The organism is Roseivivax sp. THAF30 (assembly GCF_009363575.1).
Taxonomy (GTDB): Bacteria; Pseudomonadota; Alphaproteobacteria; order Rhodobacterales; family Rhodobacteraceae; genus Roseivivax; species Roseivivax halotolerans.
The window spans coordinates 1,888,042-1,904,099 of record NZ_CP045389.1 but is presented as its reverse complement, the minus strand read 5'-3'; the positions used below and the strand labels follow the sequence as shown (position 1 = coordinate 1,904,099).

The 16,058-nt window shown below is 63.7% G+C and carries 16 protein-coding genes; 7 read left to right on the top strand and 9 right to left on the bottom strand.

Annotated features, from left to right (window positions below):
* From FIU91_RS09305 to FIU91_RS09285, 5 genes are all read right to left on the bottom strand, one after another.
* On the bottom strand, positions 1 to 822 hold the full coding sequence (locus FIU91_RS09305; protein WP_152462242.1) for an ABC transporter ATP-binding protein: 822 nt from the start codon (positions 820 to 822) through the stop codon (positions 1 to 3).
* Positions 819 to 1,598: an ABC transporter ATP-binding protein gene (locus tag FIU91_RS09300; RefSeq protein WP_152462241.1), complete on the bottom strand. Its 780-nt coding sequence runs from the start codon at positions 1,596 to 1,598 to the stop codon at positions 819 to 821. The genes FIU91_RS09305 and FIU91_RS09300 overlap by 4 nt, the downstream gene beginning before the upstream one ends.
* Positions 1,599 to 1,707: 109 nt before the next feature.
* Positions 1,708 to 2,901: an ABC transporter substrate-binding protein gene (locus FIU91_RS09295; RefSeq protein ID WP_093014542.1), complete on the bottom strand. Its 1,194-nt coding sequence runs from the start codon at positions 2,899 to 2,901 to the stop codon at positions 1,708 to 1,710.
* A 90-nt stretch (positions 2,902 to 2,991) separates the two neighbouring features.
* Positions 2,992 to 3,495 (bottom strand): GNAT family N-acetyltransferase, encoded by a 504-nt coding sequence (locus FIU91_RS09290; protein ID WP_254702086.1) that lies wholly within the window; start codon positions 3,493 to 3,495, stop codon positions 2,992 to 2,994.
* A complete protein-coding gene (locus tag FIU91_RS09285; protein ID WP_152462239.1) occupies positions 3,492 to 4,493 on the bottom strand; it encodes a GlxA family transcriptional regulator in 1,002 nt (333 codons plus the stop codon). Before FIU91_RS09285 ends, FIU91_RS09290 begins: the two co-directional genes overlap by 4 nt.
* 168 nt (positions 4,494 to 4,661) lie before the next feature.
* On the opposite strand from FIU91_RS09285, the gene FIU91_RS09280 reads away from it, so the two are divergent.
* Positions 4,662 to 6,029 carry a class II 3-deoxy-7-phosphoheptulonate synthase gene (locus FIU91_RS09280; RefSeq protein ID WP_093014534.1) on the top strand — a complete coding sequence of 456 codons (1,368 nt, stop codon included), beginning with the start codon at positions 4,662 to 4,664 and terminating at the stop codon, positions 6,027 to 6,029.
* A 45-nt stretch (positions 6,030 to 6,074) separates the two neighbouring features.
* Here the strand turns inward: FIU91_RS09280 and ggpS are convergent, their stop codons facing one another.
* From ggpS to FIU91_RS09265, 3 genes are read right to left on the bottom strand one after another with little or no spacing between them, the layout of a single operon-like run.
* A complete protein-coding gene (gene ggpS, locus FIU91_RS09275) occupies positions 6,075 to 7,574 on the bottom strand; it encodes a glucosylglycerol-phosphate synthase (protein WP_093014531.1) in 1,500 nt (499 codons plus the stop codon).
* The gene (locus FIU91_RS09270; protein ID WP_093014528.1) at positions 7,575 to 8,351 is read right to left on the bottom strand and encodes an HAD-IIB family hydrolase; all 777 of its coding nucleotides are present in this window, start codon (positions 8,349 to 8,351) and stop codon (positions 7,575 to 7,577) included.
* The gene (locus tag FIU91_RS09265; protein WP_152462238.1) at positions 8,348 to 9,487 is read right to left on the bottom strand and encodes an NAD(P)H-dependent glycerol-3-phosphate dehydrogenase; all 1,140 of its coding nucleotides are present in this window, start codon (positions 9,485 to 9,487) and stop codon (positions 8,348 to 8,350) included. Before FIU91_RS09265 ends, FIU91_RS09270 begins: the two co-directional genes overlap by 4 nt.
* 423 nt (positions 9,488 to 9,910) lie before the next feature.
* On the opposite strand from FIU91_RS09265, the gene FIU91_RS09260 reads away from it, so the two are divergent.
* Entirely contained in the window at positions 9,911 to 10,822 is a 912-nt protein-coding gene (locus tag FIU91_RS09260) for a UTP--glucose-1-phosphate uridylyltransferase (protein WP_152462237.1), read from the top strand.
* A gap of 30 nt (positions 10,823 to 10,852) precedes the next feature.
* Here FIU91_RS09260 and FIU91_RS09255 read toward each other — a convergent pair whose 3' ends face one another.
* Entirely contained in the window at positions 10,853 to 11,503 is a 651-nt protein-coding gene (locus FIU91_RS09255) for a PAS domain-containing protein (protein ID WP_152462236.1), read from the bottom strand.
* Positions 11,504 to 11,698: 195 nt separating this feature from the next.
* On the opposite strand from FIU91_RS09255, the gene FIU91_RS09250 reads away from it, so the two are divergent.
* The 5 genes from FIU91_RS09250 to FIU91_RS09230 all read left to right on the top strand — a co-directional run bounded on the left by FIU91_RS09250 (position 11,699) and on the right by FIU91_RS09230 (position 16,019).
* A complete protein-coding gene (locus FIU91_RS09250) occupies positions 11,699 to 12,589 on the top strand; it encodes a YicC/YloC family endoribonuclease (protein ID WP_152462235.1) in 891 nt (296 codons plus the stop codon).
* 5 nt (positions 12,590 to 12,594) lie between these two features.
* Entirely contained in the window at positions 12,595 to 13,242 is a 648-nt protein-coding gene (gmk, locus tag FIU91_RS09245) for a guanylate kinase (RefSeq protein WP_152462234.1), read from the top strand.
* Positions 13,239 to 13,760 (top strand): gamma carbonic anhydrase family protein, encoded by a 522-nt coding sequence (locus FIU91_RS09240; protein ID WP_152462233.1) that lies wholly within the window; start codon positions 13,239 to 13,241, stop codon positions 13,758 to 13,760. Before gmk ends, FIU91_RS09240 begins: the two co-directional genes overlap by 4 nt.
* A gap of 67 nt (positions 13,761 to 13,827) precedes the next feature.
* On the top strand, positions 13,828 to 15,006 hold the full coding sequence (locus FIU91_RS09235; protein ID WP_152462232.1) for a PLP-dependent aspartate aminotransferase family protein: 1,179 nt from the start codon (positions 13,828 to 13,830) through the stop codon (positions 15,004 to 15,006).
* Positions 15,003 to 16,019, top strand: a complete 1,017-nt coding sequence (locus FIU91_RS09230; RefSeq protein ID WP_152462231.1) for a cell wall metabolism sensor histidine kinase WalK — start codon at positions 15,003 to 15,005, stop codon at positions 16,017 to 16,019. The genes FIU91_RS09235 and FIU91_RS09230 overlap by 4 nt, the downstream gene beginning before the upstream one ends.
* Positions 16,020 to 16,058: the final 39 nt, after the last annotated feature.

The following is a 16,058-nucleotide window of genomic DNA, read 5'->3' as shown; positions in this document are numbered from 1 at the left end:
TCAGCCCCCCAGGAACGACCGGCGCACATCGGGATCGGCCAGAAGCTCTTTCCCGGTGCCGGTATGCGCGTTGCGGCCCTGGACGAGGACGTAGCCCTTATCCGCGATCTCGAGTGCCTGGCGCGCGTTCTGCTCGACCATCAGGATCGGAATGCCGGTGCGGGCAACCTCGATGATCCGGTCGAAAAGCTCGTCCATGACGATGGGGCTGACGCCCGCCGTCGGTTCGTCGAGCATCAGAACCTTGGGTTTCGTCATCAGCGCGCGGCCGACGGCGACCTGCTGGCGCTGCCCGCCTGACAATTCGCCCGCAGGCTGGCGCCGCTTTTCCTTCAGGATCGGGAACAGGTCGTAGACCTGCGCCATCGTTTCCGAGATGTCGTCTTCGCGGATGAACGCGCCCATTTCGAGGTTTTCCTCGACGGTCAGCGAAGTGAAGATGTTGGAGGTTTGGGGCACGAAGCCCATGCCCTTTTTCACGCGGTCCTGAGGCGACAGCTCGGTAATCTCTTCGCCATCGAGCCGGACCGCGCCCTCGCGCAGGTGCAGCATCCCGAAGACCGCTTTCATCGCGGTCGACTTGCCTGCGCCGTTGGGGCCGACGATGACGGCGATCTCGCCGCGCTCTACCGCGATGGTGCAGGAATGCAGGATGTCCGCGCCCTTGCCATAGCCGCCCGTCATCGCATCGCCGATCAGGAAGGGACCATCCGGGGCAGGGCGCGCCGCACCGCCCTTGGCGACCGGATCGCCCTGGCTGACGCCCGGCTCGCGCCCGAGCGAGCGGTCCTTGTTGCCGCGACCGGAATAGGCGTCGCTCATGACGTCGCTTCCTTGTTCTTGAGGCCGGTGCCGAGATAGGCCTCGATCACCTCTTCGTTCGACTTGATCTCGTCGATCGTGCCCTTGGCGAGAACCCGTCCCTCGGCCATGACGATGACCGGATCGCAGAGCCGGCCGATGAAATCCATGTCATGCTCGATCATGCAGAAGGTGTAGCCGCGCTCTTCGTTGAGCCGCTTGATCGCGTCCCCGATCGTATTGAGAAGCGTACGGTTCACACCGGCTCCGACCTCGTCGAGAAAGACGATTTTGGCCTCGACCATCATCGTGCGGCCAAGCTCCAGGAGCTTCTTCTGTCCGCCTGAGAGGTTGCCGGCCTTTTCGTCTTTCAGATGCGATATCGTCAAAAAATCAAGGACTTCATCCGCCTTCCTGAGAAGCGAGGCTTCTTCCTCGGCGATCCGGCCGCGGCCGAACCAGGCGTTCCAGAGCGTCTCTCCGGACTGGCTGCCCGGCACCATCATCAGGTTCTCGCGGCACGACATCGAGGAAAACTCATGCGCGATCTGGAAGGTTCGCAGAAGGCCTTTGTGAAACAGCTCGTGCGGCGGCAGGCCGGTGATATCCTCGCCGTCCATGTACACATGACCGCTTGTCGGCGGCAGCGCGCCCGCGATCACGTTGAACAATGTCGACTTGCCCGCGCCATTCGGCCCCACAAGGCCGGTGATCGACCCCGTGGCAATCTCTAGGCTGGCCCCGTCAACGGCCCGGAATCCGCCGAAATGGCGGTGGAGGGTATCGACCCGGATCACTGGAATATCCCTTCAAAGCCCCGGCTCTCGGGCCGGTTTGGCCACGTCTCTTATCGCAAACGGCCCGGGATGAAACCCCGGGCCGCAGCGTCATTTGATCTAATGTGACTCAGCGGTAGCCGACAACGCTCAGCGCGCCATCCTCGATCGTGTACTCGGCATAGGAGCCGGCGGCTTCGCCCGATCCCACGAGTTCCACGCCCGATGCGCCCTGATAGTCGATCTCCCCGCCATCGGCGAGGATCTGCAGCGCGTCGCCAAGCTGGCCCGGCAGGATCGGCTCGCCGGGCGCGTTGGCGATATCCATGATCGCGCCCGAATACTCGGTCGCATCGGTGGAGCCCGTCGCGGCCATCGCGAGCAGGAGGAGCGCCGCCGCGTCGTAGCTTTCGCCTGCATAGACCGACGTGCCGTCGATTCCGGCTTCGGACGCCATCTCGGCGAAGATCGCGCCGCCCTCGTTCTCGCTGCCCGGCGCGGTGCCGATGGAGCCGTCGAGGTCGGAGCCGAAGGCTGCGGTCAGCGCATCGCCGATCATGCCGTCACCGAAGGCGAAGGTGTCGAATGCGCCGGTGTCGAGCGCTGCCTGGATGACGCCTGCGCCGCCCTGGTCCACGTAGCCGAGCACGACGAGTGCGTCGCCGCCCGCGGAGGCCAGCGCGCCGACTTCGGCGGAATAGTCCGCCTTGCCGTCCTCATGCGCGGCAGACAGCGTGACCTCGCCGCCCATTTCCTCGAAGGCGGCCTGGAACGCGTCGGCAAAACCCTTGCCGTAATCGTTGTTGGTGTAGGTCACGGCGACCGAGCCGACGCCCTTTTCATTGAGGATGCTGGCCAGAACCTGACCCTGACGCGCATCGGAGGGCGCGGTGCGGAAGAACAGGCCATTGTCTTCGGCGCTCGACAGGGCCGGAGAGGTTGCCGCCGGCGAGATCATCGCAACGCCGTTCGGCACGGCGACGTTTGCCAGAACCGCGGTCGTCACGCCCGAGCAGTCGGCGCCCATGATGCCGACAACGCCTTCGGAGGTGATCATCCGCTCGGCTGCCGCGGTCGCAGCGGCGGCGTCCACGCAGGTCGCGTCGCCGCGCACGGGCGTTACGGCCGCGCCGCCGAGGAAATTCTCGTTCTCCGAGACTTCGGAGATCGCCATCTCGGCGCCGGAGCCCATCGCGGGCGTCAGGCTTTCGATCGGGCCGGTGAAGCTCAGAAGGATGCCGAGCGGAACGCTCTCGGCGTCTTGGGCATAGGCGGTCCCTGCGGTCAATGCGGTGGCGGCGGTCGCCATCAGCAGCTTTTTCATGTCTGTCTCCCTGAATTAGGATCTTGGTCCTGAACCCGACGTTAGGCGGGCGATTTTGAAAAGAAAAGGGCGAGCTTGCCTACCGCTAGGTCATCTTTTCGGCCGCTCCAGCGCGTAATAGGAGGTATCGCACCATTCCTCCCTGCCATAGAGGAAGTTCTTCTCCGCAAAGCCAGTCCGCTCGAAGCCGAGTTTCGTCAGGAGAGCTTCGGAAGCGCGGTTGCGCGGATCGATCTCGGCGGTCAGGGCAGGCAGCTTCGGATGCGCCGCGAAAGCGCGCGGGATCACCGCATTCATCGCCTCGAAGGCATAGCCTTGGCCCCAGACATCGGGATGCAGAATGAAGCCCACTTCGGGCTTGGCCCACATACCCGCCTTGCCGATGGCCCGTTCGTCCAACTCGATGATGTACTCCTCGCGGCGCTCTTGATCCGGGGTCATGAACCAGCGCAGGAAGGCGCGTGTGGTCTCGATGTCCTCGTAGGCGGGACGATCCCAGTAGCGCATGGCGCGCGGGTCCGAAAAGATCGCGTGCAAGTCCTCCAGATCGTCGTTGCGCGCCGGCCGGAGCAGCAGACGCTCCGTTCGGATCACCTCACCCGGTCCTCGCCGTGAGAGCCGCGCTCGCGGTACGGCGTCGTCTTGTAATGCGACCGGTAGCATTTGGAGAAATGCGAAGGTGAGGTGAAGCCGCAGGCCAGCGCCACGTTTATCACCGTCATGTCGGTCTGCATCAGAAGGTTGCGCGCCTTCTGCAAACGCAGCTCCATGTAGTACCGCTTGGGGCTGCGGTTGAGATAGCGCCGGAACAGCCGCTCGAGCTGCCTCGTCGACATGCCGACTTCCTTGGCGAGACGCGCGGGGCTGATCGGTTCCTCGATATTGGCCTCCATCTTCTGGATGACCTCGGCGAGCTTTGGATGACGCACGCCGATGCGCGTCGGCACAGACAGGCGCTGCACGTCCTGATCGGTTCGGATCGAGGAATAGATGAGCTGGTCGGCCACCGCGTTCGCAAGCGCCTCGCCGTGATCGCGTGCCACAAGGCGGAGCATCAGGTCGAGCGAGGCTGTGCCGCCTGCGGTGGTAAACCGGTTGCCATCGACGCAGAACACGGACTTGGTCAGTTCGACCTCGTCGAAATCCTCAAGAAAGCTGTCCTGGTTCTCCCAATGGATCGTGGCGCGCTTGCCGTCGAGAAGGCCGGCCTTCGCCAGCACATGCGCCGCGGTGCACAGGCCGCCGATCCGGTGCCCGTTGCGCGCCTCGCGGCGAAGCCAGTTGAGCAGGGTCTTGGTCGTGGTCGACTGGACGTCGATGCCGCCGCACACGACGACCGTGTCGTCCCGCCCGAGCGAGCCGAGCCCGCCGTCGAGATGGAAGGTCGTTCCGGCAGAGCAGGTCGCGGTCTCGCCATTCTCTCCCAATAGCGTCCAAGTGTAGATCGTCTGGCCCGCCATGCGGTTGGCAAGGCGCAGGGTTTCCACGGCTGACGCGAAGGAGATCAGTGTGAAATTGTCGAGCAGGACGAACACGTACCGCTGAAGCCGGGCTTCGCCTTCGAGCTCCACGACATTGTCGTCACTCAGCATTGGCACATCTCCTGGTCCGACTCAGTTCGACGGAATTGACCCAGAGTCATCAAGCGGCCCCCGGCGTCAAGAAGCGCAGGTGAAATGCTGTATGGTCACCCGGAGCTCTATGGTCTAAACCCGGCCCCCGAAACGGAGCAGACGGATCCGCGACATCGGAGAGATAGCATGAGCGAATGGCAGAAAACGAGCTGGCGGCAGAAACCCAGGGTTCAGATGCCGGAATATACCGACGAGGCGGCCCTTGGCGCTGTCGAGGCACAGCTCTCCCAGTATCCGCCGCTGGTTTTCGCCGGTGAGGCGCGTGCTCTCAAGCGTCAGCTCGGCGCCGCCGGGCGCGGCGAGGCGTTCCTCCTCCAGGGCGGCGATTGCGCCGAGGCGTTCGACCAGTTCTCGGCCGATGCGATCCGCGACACGTTCAAGGTCATGCTGCAGATGGCGATGGTGCTGACCTACGGCGCGAAGGTGCCGGTGGTGAAGGTCGGCCGCATGGCCGGGCAATTCGCCAAGCCGCGCTCGGCTCCGACCGAGACCCAGGGCGATCTGGAGCTGCCGTCCTACCGGGGCGATATCATCAACGAGCTGGCTTTCACGCCGGAAGCCCGTATTCCCAACCCGCAGAAGATGCTTCAGGCCTACACCCAGGCCGCCGCGACGCTGAACCTTTTGCGCGCGTTCTCGACGGGGGGCTATGCGGATATCCACCAGGTCCACCAATGGACGCTCGGCTTCACCGAAAGCGAGAAGGCCGCGCAATACCGCGAGATGGCGGGCCGGATTTCGGATACGCTCGATTTCATGAAGGCCGCCGGGCTCGAGAGCGCGTCGAACCACAACCTTTCGACGGTGGATTTCTACACCAGCCACGAGTCGCTTCTTCTCGAGTATGAAGAGGCGCTGTGCCGCCTCGACTCGACGTCCGGCAAGTGGCTTGCGGGCTCGGGCCACATGATCTGGATCGGCGATCGCACGCGTCAGCCGGACGGCGCGCATGTGGAATTCGCGCGCGGCGTTCTGAACCCGATCGGACTGAAATGCGGGCCGAGCACCACCGCCGAGGATCTCAAGATCCTGATGGAAAAGCTGAACCCGACGAACGAAGAGGGCAAGCTGACCCTCATCGCGCGTTTCGGTGCGGGCAAGGTGGGCGAGAACCTGCCGCGTCTCATCCAGGCGGTGCGCGAGGCCGGTGCGAATGTCACCTGGGTCTGCGATCCGATGCACGGCAACACGATCAAGTCCGCCTCCGGCTACAAGACCCGGCCGTTCGATGCGGTTCTGCGCGAGGTGCGCGACTTCTTCGCGGTGCACAAGGCGGAAGGCACCGTCCCGGGAGGGGTCCATTTCGAGATGACCGGTCAGGACGTGACCGAATGCACCGGCGGCGTCTACGCGGTCTCGGACGAGAACCTTTCGGATCGCTACCACACCGCGTGCGATCCGCGCCTCAACGCGTCGCAATCGCTGGAACTCGCGTTCCTCGTGGCCGAAGAGCTGACCTCGCATCGCGAGGCGCTCGCAGCCGCGAACGGCTGAAGACGGGCAGGGCGGACCATGTGGTCCGCCCGCTATCTGCCTGGCTCAGGCCGGGCTGTTTTCCTCGGCGAAATCCTCGGGCGACAGAAGCGCCAGCTGGTCCTGCGCCCAGCGGGCCGTGTTGTAGGTCTCGACCTTGCGCCGAAGACCTTCCATCCGGCTCCTGCGATTTTCCTCGCTCATGTTGAGTGCGGTCTCGATGGCGTGGTCCATGTTCTTGTGCGAATACGGATTGGTCAGGATCGCCGCGCCAAGCTCGATCGCCGCACCTGCGAATTCCGACAGGATCAACACGCCGTCGCAATCATCCCTCGAGGCCGCGTATTCTTTGCAGACGAGGTTCATCCCGTCTGCGAGCGGCGTAATCCAGGCGACATCCGCGACACGGTAGTATGCGACGAGCTCCTCGAAGGGAATTGCACGTGAAATCAGGGAGACAGGGGTCGATGTGAATGTGCCGAAGCGCCCATTGATCCGGCCTGCAATCTGTTCGATCTCCTGCTGGATCTCCGCGTAAACGGTCATGTTCCGGTTCGCCGGAACCGAGACGTGCAGGAGCCGCACATCACCGCGCAGATCTTCGCGCTTCTCCAGAAGCCGCTCGAAGGTCAGAAGTTGCTCCGCGCCGCCCTTGGTGTAGTCGGTCCGGCCGACCGACAGTATGAGCTTGGAGCCGCCCAGCTCCTCCTTTATCTTTTCGGCCCGCGCTTTTGTCTCTTCACGCGCCGTGACCTCCGCGATGTAGTCGGTATCGACACCCACCGGCGTCACACCGAGCTTCACGTCGCGATCCTCGGTGCGGATTTTCACGGGCTGGGTGCGATCCGAAAGCGCCGATCCTTCCGAGACGAAGTCTTCCGTGACGAGCACACGCGGCACTTCGCCCACGTCGCGCTGCGAGCGCACGACCGACACGAAATTCGATGCGTAGCGCGGGATATGGAAGCCCACGACATCGCAAGCCAGCAGCGAATCCACGATCTCGCCGCGCCAGGGCAGGACATTGAAGATGTCCGCCGCCGGGAAGGGGGTGTGATGAAAAAACGAGATCCGCAGATCGGGCCGCATCTGGCGCAAATATCCCGGAACGAGCCAAAGATTGTAGTCATGCACCCAGACGGCGGCATTCTTGGCGGCCTCGGCTGCGGCGGCCTCCGCGAAGGCCTGGTTCACCTTTCGGAACGTGCCCCAATCCACCGGGTCATAATTGTACTTTTCCTTGAAGCCGTGGAGGATCGGCCAGAAAGCTTCCTTCGACGTCACGTGGTAGAAGCTTTGCACGTCGGCGGCCGTCAGCGGCAGTCGAGAGACCGTGTAGCTGCCGAAGCTGTCCTCGATCTGGATGACCCTCTCGAAGCCCGGATCGGTGACGTCCTCCGCCTCCTTCCAGGCAACCCAAGCGGCATTCTCGACCTTGCCGAAGAAGCTTTTCAGCGTCGGGACGATCCCGTTCGGACTCTTGTTCTCGCGAAAGACGGTTTTTCCGTTTTCGACAACCTCTTCATAGGGTTGCCGGTGATAGACGATGACAAGATCGCTGCCCATTCAAACTCCTTCGGGGACGGGATGGAGGTCCATCGCGCCGACCGCTTCCAAGATACCGCCAGCGCCGATTGCGCTGGCCTTGTAGACATGCGCGAGAGGACGCACGCGTGCCAGAAGCGCTTCCTCGGACCCGCCCACGGCCACCGCCGGCAGGCCGCATTCCAGCATCGACAGATCGTTGAGCGTGTCACCCGCCGCCAGAACGCGCGGCTCCGCGAGGTCCATGTGCCGTGCGAAGCGCTTCAGGGAGGGCCCTTTGGAAACACCCTTCGGCAGAACATCGAAAAACTTGTCGTCGGAGATGAGCCAGTCGAGACCCATCTCGTCAACCTTCTCCTTGGCGGTCGGATCGAAGGCGTCCGGATCGAGATCGAAACTGACCCGGTATCGAAAATCGGTTGGCTGCAAGCTCAGACCGGGATGGTCATCAAGCGCCGCACGAACCCGAGAACCTGCGTCATCCCAAAGGCTTGCAATCTCTTCTTCAAGTTCTTCAATCGGTTTGACTTCCTCATGCTCGACCTTGGCGATCGTCGTTCCGACATCCCCGATCACGTATTCGGGCCAAGGCACGCCGCCGGCACAGAGCGACTTGATGAAGGCAGGATCGCGGCCCGTTACGAAGACGAGGCCGATGGTCTCCCGATTGGCCTCGACCCAGTCATAAAGCCGTCGCCGATCCTCTTGGCTGCCGCCTAGGAATGTGCCGTCGAGATCGGTTGCCAATACGAAGCGGCGCTCGGCGAGCGGAGTTGAGATCCGGGGAGGCTGGGTCATTTACGGTCCTGGTCAACTGCGGAAGGATGGGCGATGCGGATCGACAGGGCGCGCGGCTCGGATTCGATGGGACGCGCCCAGAGCTCCGTGAAGGTCTGCGAAAGATCGGCGCCTTCATGCAGGATCGCGTGCACCGCTTCCGAAATCGGCATGTGCACGCCAAGCCGCCTGGCCAGATCGACGACGGAGACGGCATTGACCTCTCCCTCGACGACAACGGGCTTGCCGTCGAAACACTCGTCGCGGCGCTTGCCTTCGCCGAGCTGCACGCCCAGCGACATGTTGCGCGACGTCATGGAGGAACAGGTCAGTGTCAGATCGCCCGCCCCGGAAAGGCCGGTCACAGTTTCTCTCCTGCCGCCAAGGGCTTCGGCGAGGAACTTCATCTCGTCCATGCCACGAGCGATCAATGCGGCGCGGGTGTTCTCGGCAAAGCCCGCACCCGTCATCATACCGCAGGCGATCGCGATCACGTTCTTGACCGCACCACCGATTTCCACGCCGACAAGGTCATCCGAAATGTAAGGGCGAAAGACGCTGGAGGACATGGAGACCGCCAGCCGCGCAGCCGGGCTTTCATGCGGGTCGAGCCGGTCGACATAGCGAAAGTCGAAAGCGATGGTCGCGGCGGTCGGATGGCCGAGCACGGTCTCCTTGGCGAAGGTCGGACCGGACAGCGCGCCGACTGGGTGTCCGGGCAGCTCTTCGGCGACGAGGTAGGACAAGAGATAGCCAGTGCCCTGTTCGATGCCCTTGCAACACAGTACGAGCGGCACGCCCTTCGGCAGGTGCGGTTTGAGCTCGGCGCAGACCTCTCTCAGTGTCCGCGACGGCGTGACCAGAAGCACGATCTCCGCGCCGTCCAGCGCTTCGGCAAGATCCGTGGTGGCGTGGATGCCCTCGGGAAGCTGCGCTTCGGGCAGGTATCTCGTGTTGATGCGCTTTGCATTGATGTCATCGGCCAGTTTCGGCCTGCGACCCCAGATGCGAACGTCCCGGCCCGCCGAAGCTGCGACCGCCGCCAGGGCCGTGCCCCAGCTTCCCATGCCGATCACGGCGATACGGCTATAGGGCCGCGCCGAGTGGCGCATCCGGGTGTCGGTATCTCTGCGAAGGTTCAGGATCTGTCCGTCCATGCTCTGGGCCCAAGGCCACTGACTGCTTATTTAATGACCTATAGGCTAGGCAGCGCGGGTCCAGTGTCCAGTGGTGGCCCTAGATTCACCGCATGCGGCGCTGTGGCGCTCACATCTGCTGTCCTTTTAAGCATGATCGCGCTTGCCTGCCTACTTATTCCGCAAGCCTGCGTCGGATTCCGGCCGATCTGGCCTTGAATGGGCTGGTTTTGCCGGAAAAGTCGGCAACCTCCCTGCGAACGCTGAAACGTCGAGTTCGCAGGATATCAAGGACTTATCTGGCACCTCTGAGATCCCCGAGGACACAGGCGGGAACTTCACGACCGATTTTTGACTTGGGTGGGCGAGCCCGTACTCTAACCGTCCAAACAAGCGCGACGGGGCAGGCGCAGAATCCTAAGAAACCGCAAGGAGCACGCAGATATGGACCTCAAAGCAACCGTCAGTTCCAATCCGGTCAGGACTGCGATCTTCCCGGTGGCGGGGCTCGGGACCCGGTTTCTTCCCGCCACCAAGGCGACGCCGAAGGAGCTTCTGCCGGTGCTCGACACTCCGCTGATCCAGTTTGCCATAGACGAGGCGCGAGCCGCCGGGATCGAGCGCATGGTCTTCGTGAGCCATCCCTCCAAGGACGCGATCGAACGCTATGTCCGCGAAGACGAGGAGCTCGAGACCACGCTCCGCGAACGTGGCAAGGCACGTCTTGCCGACATGTTGCACGAGAACGCGCTGTGCGAGACCGAGATGCAGGTGCGCTTCGTGATGCAGCCGGAGCCTCTCGGCCTCGGCCATGCGGTTCTTTGCGCGAAGGACGAGGTATTGCCCGGACCTGTCGCTATCATCCTGCCGGACGATTTGATCCTCGGGGAGCCAGGCTGCGTTCAAGAGATGATCGACGCCTACGGTCCGTCAAAAGCGGGGCATATGGTGGCGACGATGGAGGTCGACGAGGACGAAGTGAAATCTTACGGCGTTCTCGATGTCACTGGCACGGACGGTCCGCTGATCCTCGCCAAGGGCATGGTCGAGAAACCGGAGCCCGCCGATGCGCCGTCGCGCCATGCGGTCGTCGGGCGCTACGTGCTCGACGCATCCATTTTTGACGCGCTTGACGGTCTGCCGCCGGGAGCTGGCGGAGAGATCCAGCTGACGGACGCGATTGCCGCCGGTGCCGATAGCATCGGGCTCTGCGGCTTCCGCTTCTCGGGCACGCGCTACGATTGCGGCTCCAAACAGGGAATGCTGGCCGCGACGATGGCCTATGCGGCAGGGGATGCGAGTTACGCGTCGGTTCTGTCAGGAACGCAGCCCACACTCGCAACGGCTGCGGAATAAAGGTCTGGCGCGGGCTCGCGGGTCCGCGCTTCAATCGTTGCAGACGACAAGTCGCAGATGCGGCTGTAACCGGGCCGGCGCGAAGGGCGTTGGCGCTTCGGCAAACCCGGTGACCGGCATCTCGCGAGAGGGCGCACCGACCTTCTGCACCTTGAGTGCGCCCAACTCGAACCTTCGCGGCGTTCTTCCGATCTTGCCAATCGTGATGAGCCCGCCGATGGCGCGGTCGACCTGACCGCTTTCCGACCTGAGCGGCAGGACCGTCATCTCCGCACGCAGCTCGGGTCGGCCAAAGCCGGTTTGCGCCGACATCTCCGCGCGCAGAATGCCCCCATCGCAGAACATAGCTTCGAGCGCCTTCGCAAGTCGGGCACGGTGATCGGGCAGGATCAGCGCGGAAAGCGGGAGGCCTGCGACCTCCATCCCTGTCAGGTCGTTGAGATGCGCGCCGGCGATCCTCAGCCGCGCTTGTCCGGGCGCGATACGTTGCAGAAGAAAGGCGTATTCCAACCCGTCTTCGATCCTGCGCGGATCTACGGCGGCGCGCTCCGGTATGCCGCAAGCATCGCGCGACAGATCTTGCCAGTAGGTCTCGATCAGGCGCAAGGCGCGCCGCTGGCGTTCGCGGCTCCGCTCGCAAAGGGAGACGTAGCCGGTTCCGCCATGCCAATCGCCTGTCATCTCTCTGTCCTCTGTTCCTTCGAGGCGGCGAGCCTTTGAAAGGCTTGGGCCACTATGCTTACCGAAGTCTTAATTACGCCACTTTTGCCCAAATTGCGCCATATTTCGCGACCGCTGGTTAACATCCGCATCGCTTGCCTTGCGCCATCCCGTGCCGTAACCCGAAGGCTGAGAGGCAGGTGAGACGGGGGGCGAATGCGCCAATCGATGACAGGGTTCGCTTCTGCGGACGGCGCGGGCGAGGGGCTCTCCTGGTCGTTGGACATGCGGGGCGTGAACGGCAAGGGGCTCGATCTGCGCTTCCGCGTGCCGGACTGGATCTCGGGTCTCGAGGCAAGCCTTAGGAGCGCCGCGCAGGCACGGCTCGCGCGCGGGTCGATCTCCGTCTCCCTCAAGGTCATCGCCGAGGATACCGGCGCGCGGATGACGATCAACGAGACCGCGCTTTCTGACGTGCTTGCCGCCGTCGCCCGTATCGAAGCCGCCGCTCAGGCGGAGGGTGTCAGCCTCACAACGCCGAGCGCCGCCGAGCTTCTGTCGGTCCGCGGAATCATGGAAGAGGTGCAATCTGCACCTGACGTCGAGGCCCTTCGGGCGCGCCTGGTGCACGATTTCGACGCGCTTCTGACCACCTTCATCTCCGCCCGCGCATCGGAGGGACAGGCGCTCGGTGAGGTGATCGAGCGTCAGCTCGACGCAATCGAGGCACTTGTCGCGGAGGCGGAAACGCGCGCCGATGCAAGGCGGGAGGAGCAGGCGAGCCGTCTCCGCACGCAGCTTTCCCGCGTCATCCAGAATACCGACGGGGTCGACGAAGCGCGGATCGCGCAGGAACTCGCGCTGATCGCGGTGAAGTCCGACATCACCGAGGAAATCGACCGGCTGCGCGCGCATGTGGCCTCGGCTCGCGCAATGCTCGCCGAGACCGGGCCCATCGGGCGCAAGCTCGACTTCCTCTGCCAGGAGTTCAACCGCGAGGCCAACACGCTTTGCTCCAAGGCCGGCTCCGCGCCGCTGACGGAGGTCGGGCTCGAGTTGAAGACGCTCATCGATCAGATGCGCGAACAGGTTCAGAACGTGGAGTGAGGCACATGGAAACCGACCGCAGAGGCCTTCTCATCATCCTGTCCTCTCCCTCGGGCGCCGGGAAATCGACCTTGGCGCGCCGCTTGCGGAGCTGGGACGACCGCATCGTCTTCTCGGTCTCGGCCACCACCCGCGCGCCGCGCCCTGGAGAGGTCGACGGACAGGATTACCGCTTTCTCTCCGACACCGATTTCAAGCGGCAGGTTGGCAATGGCGAGATGCTGGAACATGCCCATGTCTTCGGGAATTTCTACGGCTCGCCCAAAGGGCCAGTGTCGAACGCCATCGACAACGGTCAGGACGTGCTTTTCGATATCGACTGGCAGGGCGCGCAGCAGATCCGCAATTCCGCGCTCGGTATGCACACGCTTTCGATCTTCCTGCTACCGCCCTCCATCCGGGAGTTGAAGCGACGGCTCGAGACGCGAGGACAGGACGGCCCGGATGTTATCGAGAAGCGTATGCAGAAAAGCTGGGACGAGATCAGCCATTGGGACGGCTATGATTTCGTCCTTATCAACAATGATCTCGACGAGACCGAGGAGCGGCTCAAATCCATCGTGACCGCGACACGGCTTCGGCGCTCGCAGCAGCCTGGCCTCACGGACCACGTTCGCAAGCTGCAATCGGAATTCGAGGAGGGAATGATATGACGCTGTTTGCTTTGGACGACGTTAAACCGACCATCGAGGAAAGCGCCTGGGTCGCGCACGATGCCAACGTGATCGGCCAGGTCATCCTCGGCGCGAAAGCTTCCGTCTGGTTCGGCGCGACGCTGCGCGGCGACAACGAGCCGATCACGGTGGGCGACGGTACAAACATCCAGGAAAATGTCGTTTGCCATACCGATCCCGGCTGTCCACTGACGATCGGGGCCGGGTGCACCATCGGTCACAAGGTCATGCTGCACGGCTGCATCATCGGGGAGAACACCTTGATCGGCATGGGTGCGACGATCCTCAACGGGGCGAAGATCGGAAAGAATTGCCTGATCGGCGCGGGGGCGCTCGTGACCGAAGACAAGGAAATCCCCGATGGCAGTCTTGTCATGGGCATGCCGGGAAAAATCGTGCGCGAGCTTGACGCGCAGGCGATCCAGATGCTTCAGGCCTCGGCCCTGAAATACCAGGAAAACGCGGCGCGCTTCCGTGACGGGCTGAAACCGGTCTGAAACAGTCGCGCAACGCTGGCATAGAGAGTGGCAGGGGCTTTCGCAGCCCGGTCCGAAGAGGAACACCATGAGCACCAAGAAGACCTTGCAACGCCCCGATGTCCTGTCGGTTGGCGCATCGAAACCGGTGGTGAACGGCATTCAGCCGTCTGTCGTCTATGCCTCGGAGACACCCGATGCGCTCGACGATCAATACGAGGGCAGGGCGCAGGGCCACACCTATGCCCGCGAAGGTCACCCCAATGCTGATCTCGTCGCCAGCGCCGTTGCGCGGATGGAGGGGATGGAAGCCGGCCTGACCATCGGCTCGGGCATGGCGGCGGTGACGGCGGTGCTTCTGGGGCTGACCAAAGCCGGGGATCACGTCCTCGGCGGCGATCAGCTCTACGGGCGGTCGCTGCGCCTGATGTCGGAGGATCTGCCGCGGCTCGGGATCGAGACCTCACTGGCCGATCCGACCGATGCCGCGGGCTTCGCCGCCGCGATCCGCCCCGAGACGAAGCTCGCGCTGATCGAGGTGGTTTCGAACCCGACGCTCAGGATGGCCGATCTCGACGGCATCGCCGAGGCGTGCCGCGAGAGGGGCGTGATACTCGTCGTCGACAACACCTTCACGACGCCCGCCGCGATCAAGCCGATAGAGCATGGCGCGGACATCGTGCTGCACTCTGTCACCAAGCTCCTGGCCGGCCATTCAGACGTGACGCTCGGCTGGGTTGGCGCGAAAGATCCCGTGCAGCGCAAGGCGATCTATGATTTCGCGGTCACGACCGGCATGACGCCGTCGCCCTTCGATTGCTGGCTGGCCGAACGGGGCATGATGACCTTCCCCTTGCGCTTTGCCCGCGCACAGGAGACGGCGGAGCGGCTCGCCGCTCATCTGGCCCGTCAGAAAGGTGTTACAAAGGTTCTCTATCCGACGCGGGACGATCACCCCGACCGCGCCCGCGCGCAGGGGCTTTTGCGGGGGCAGGGCTGCAACATGGTGAGTTTCGAGATCGAAGGCGGGCGAAAGGCGGCAAATGCCTTCACTCAAGGGGCTGCCGATATCGCCTTCGCCCCGACGCTGGGGGACGTCGGCACCACGCTGTCGCATCCGGCATCCTCCTCGCACCGCGCGCTCTCGGCGGAGCGGCGAGCGGTGCTCGGAATGTCCGAAGGCTTTTTCCGCGTCTCCGTCGGCCTCGAAGATCCCGACGCGCTGATCGCGGCCTTCGATGCCGGGCTTGTGGCTGCACGTGCATGACGCCCACGGGCTTTCTTGAGGCTCTGCCCATCGCGGCGCTTCTGATCCGCCGGGACGAGCGGATCGAGGCGGCTAACGCGCTGGCCCAGAACCTCCTGGGCAAGGGTCTCATGGGTCGGCACTTCATCACGGCCTTGCGCCAGCCCACGGTGCTCGACGCGGTCGAGTCGGTGATGCGCGACGGCAAGCCCAAGGATGCCCGCTATCTTACGAATGACGGACAGCAGGACACGACGTTCCGCGTGAGCGTCCGCGCTGTCCCTGGCAGCGGCATCCTCGTGAGCTTCGAGGACGAGACCACGCTCGAGCGGGCGATGCAGATGCGGCGGGATTTCGTCGCCAATGTCAGTCACGAGCTGAAGACACCTCTGACCGCGCTGATCTCGTTCATCGAGACATTGCGGGGCCCTGCACGCGACGATGCGGCGGCGCGGGATCGCTTTCTGAACGTGATGGGAGCTGAGGCCGAGCGGATGAACCGCCTCATCGCGGATCTTCTGTCGCTGAGCCGGGTCGAAGCAGAAGAGCGGGTGCGTCCGACCGCCCGGCTCGATCTGGCCTCGCTGGTCAAGTCGGTCGCACTTGGCCTTTCGCGCATCGCCGAGGATGCGGGGGTCGAGATCGCCACCGATACGCCGCCCGAAGTGGAGATCCGCGGCGATTCCGATCAGCTTCGCCAAGTGCTGGTCAACCTCACGGAGAACGCCATCAAGTATGCCGGGAAGGGCGCAAGGGTGACCATCACCGTCACGCATCCCGGCTACGAGGCCCCCGTGCGCGACGAGGGCGTGCGGATCGTCGTGTCGGATACCGGCGCGGGCATCGATCCCGTTCACCTGCCGCGCCTGACCGAGCGCTTCTACCGCGTCGATTCCGACCGCTCGCGCGAGAAGGGCGGAACGGGGCTCGGCCTCGCGATCGTCAAGCATATCGTCAACCGCCATCGCGGACGCATCCGCGTTGATTCGACGCCGGGCGAGGGCACGGAAGTAACCGTTATCCTTCCACGCTGAGCCTGCCGATACGCGCAATTGCGCTCTTGCGGAAAAGCA

Bases quoted from the DNA above. Each gene is read 5' to 3' on its own strand.
- FIU91_RS09305 (WP_152462242.1), bottom strand. From the start codon at position 822: ATGAGCGACGCCTATTCCGGTCGCGGCAACAAGGACCGCTCGCTCGGG.
- FIU91_RS09295 (WP_093014542.1), bottom strand. From the start codon at position 2,901: ATGAAAAAGCTGCTGATGGCGACCGCCGCCACCGCATTGACCGCAGGG.
- FIU91_RS09285 (WP_152462239.1), bottom strand. From the start codon at position 4,493: ATGCTGAGTGACGACAATGTCGTGGAGCTCGAAGGCGAAGCCCGGCTT.
- FIU91_RS09280 (WP_093014534.1), top strand. From the start codon at position 4,662: ATGAGCGAATGGCAGAAAACGAGCTGGCGGCAGAAACCCAGGGTTCAG.
- ggpS (WP_093014531.1), bottom strand. From the start codon at position 7,574: ATGGGCAGCGATCTTGTCATCGTCTATCACCGGCAACCCTATGAAGAG.
- FIU91_RS09270 (WP_093014528.1), bottom strand. From the start codon at position 8,351: ATGACCCAGCCTCCCCGGATCTCAACTCCGCTCGCCGAGCGCCGCTTC.
- FIU91_RS09265 (WP_152462238.1), bottom strand. From the start codon at position 9,487: ATGGACGGACAGATCCTGAACCTTCGCAGAGATACCGACACCCGGATG.
- FIU91_RS09260 (WP_152462237.1), top strand. From the start codon at position 9,911: ATGGACCTCAAAGCAACCGTCAGTTCCAATCCGGTCAGGACTGCGATC.
- FIU91_RS09255 (WP_152462236.1), bottom strand. From the start codon at position 11,503: ATGACAGGCGATTGGCATGGCGGAACCGGCTACGTCTCCCTTTGCGAG.
- FIU91_RS09250 (WP_152462235.1), top strand. From the start codon at position 11,699: ATGCGCCAATCGATGACAGGGTTCGCTTCTGCGGACGGCGCGGGCGAG.
- gmk (WP_152462234.1), top strand. From the start codon at position 12,595: ATGGAAACCGACCGCAGAGGCCTTCTCATCATCCTGTCCTCTCCCTCG.
- FIU91_RS09240 (WP_152462233.1), top strand. From the start codon at position 13,239: ATGACGCTGTTTGCTTTGGACGACGTTAAACCGACCATCGAGGAAAGC.
- FIU91_RS09235 (WP_152462232.1), top strand. From the start codon at position 13,828: ATGAGCACCAAGAAGACCTTGCAACGCCCCGATGTCCTGTCGGTTGGC.
- FIU91_RS09230 (WP_152462231.1), top strand. From the start codon at position 15,003: ATGACGCCCACGGGCTTTCTTGAGGCTCTGCCCATCGCGGCGCTTCTG.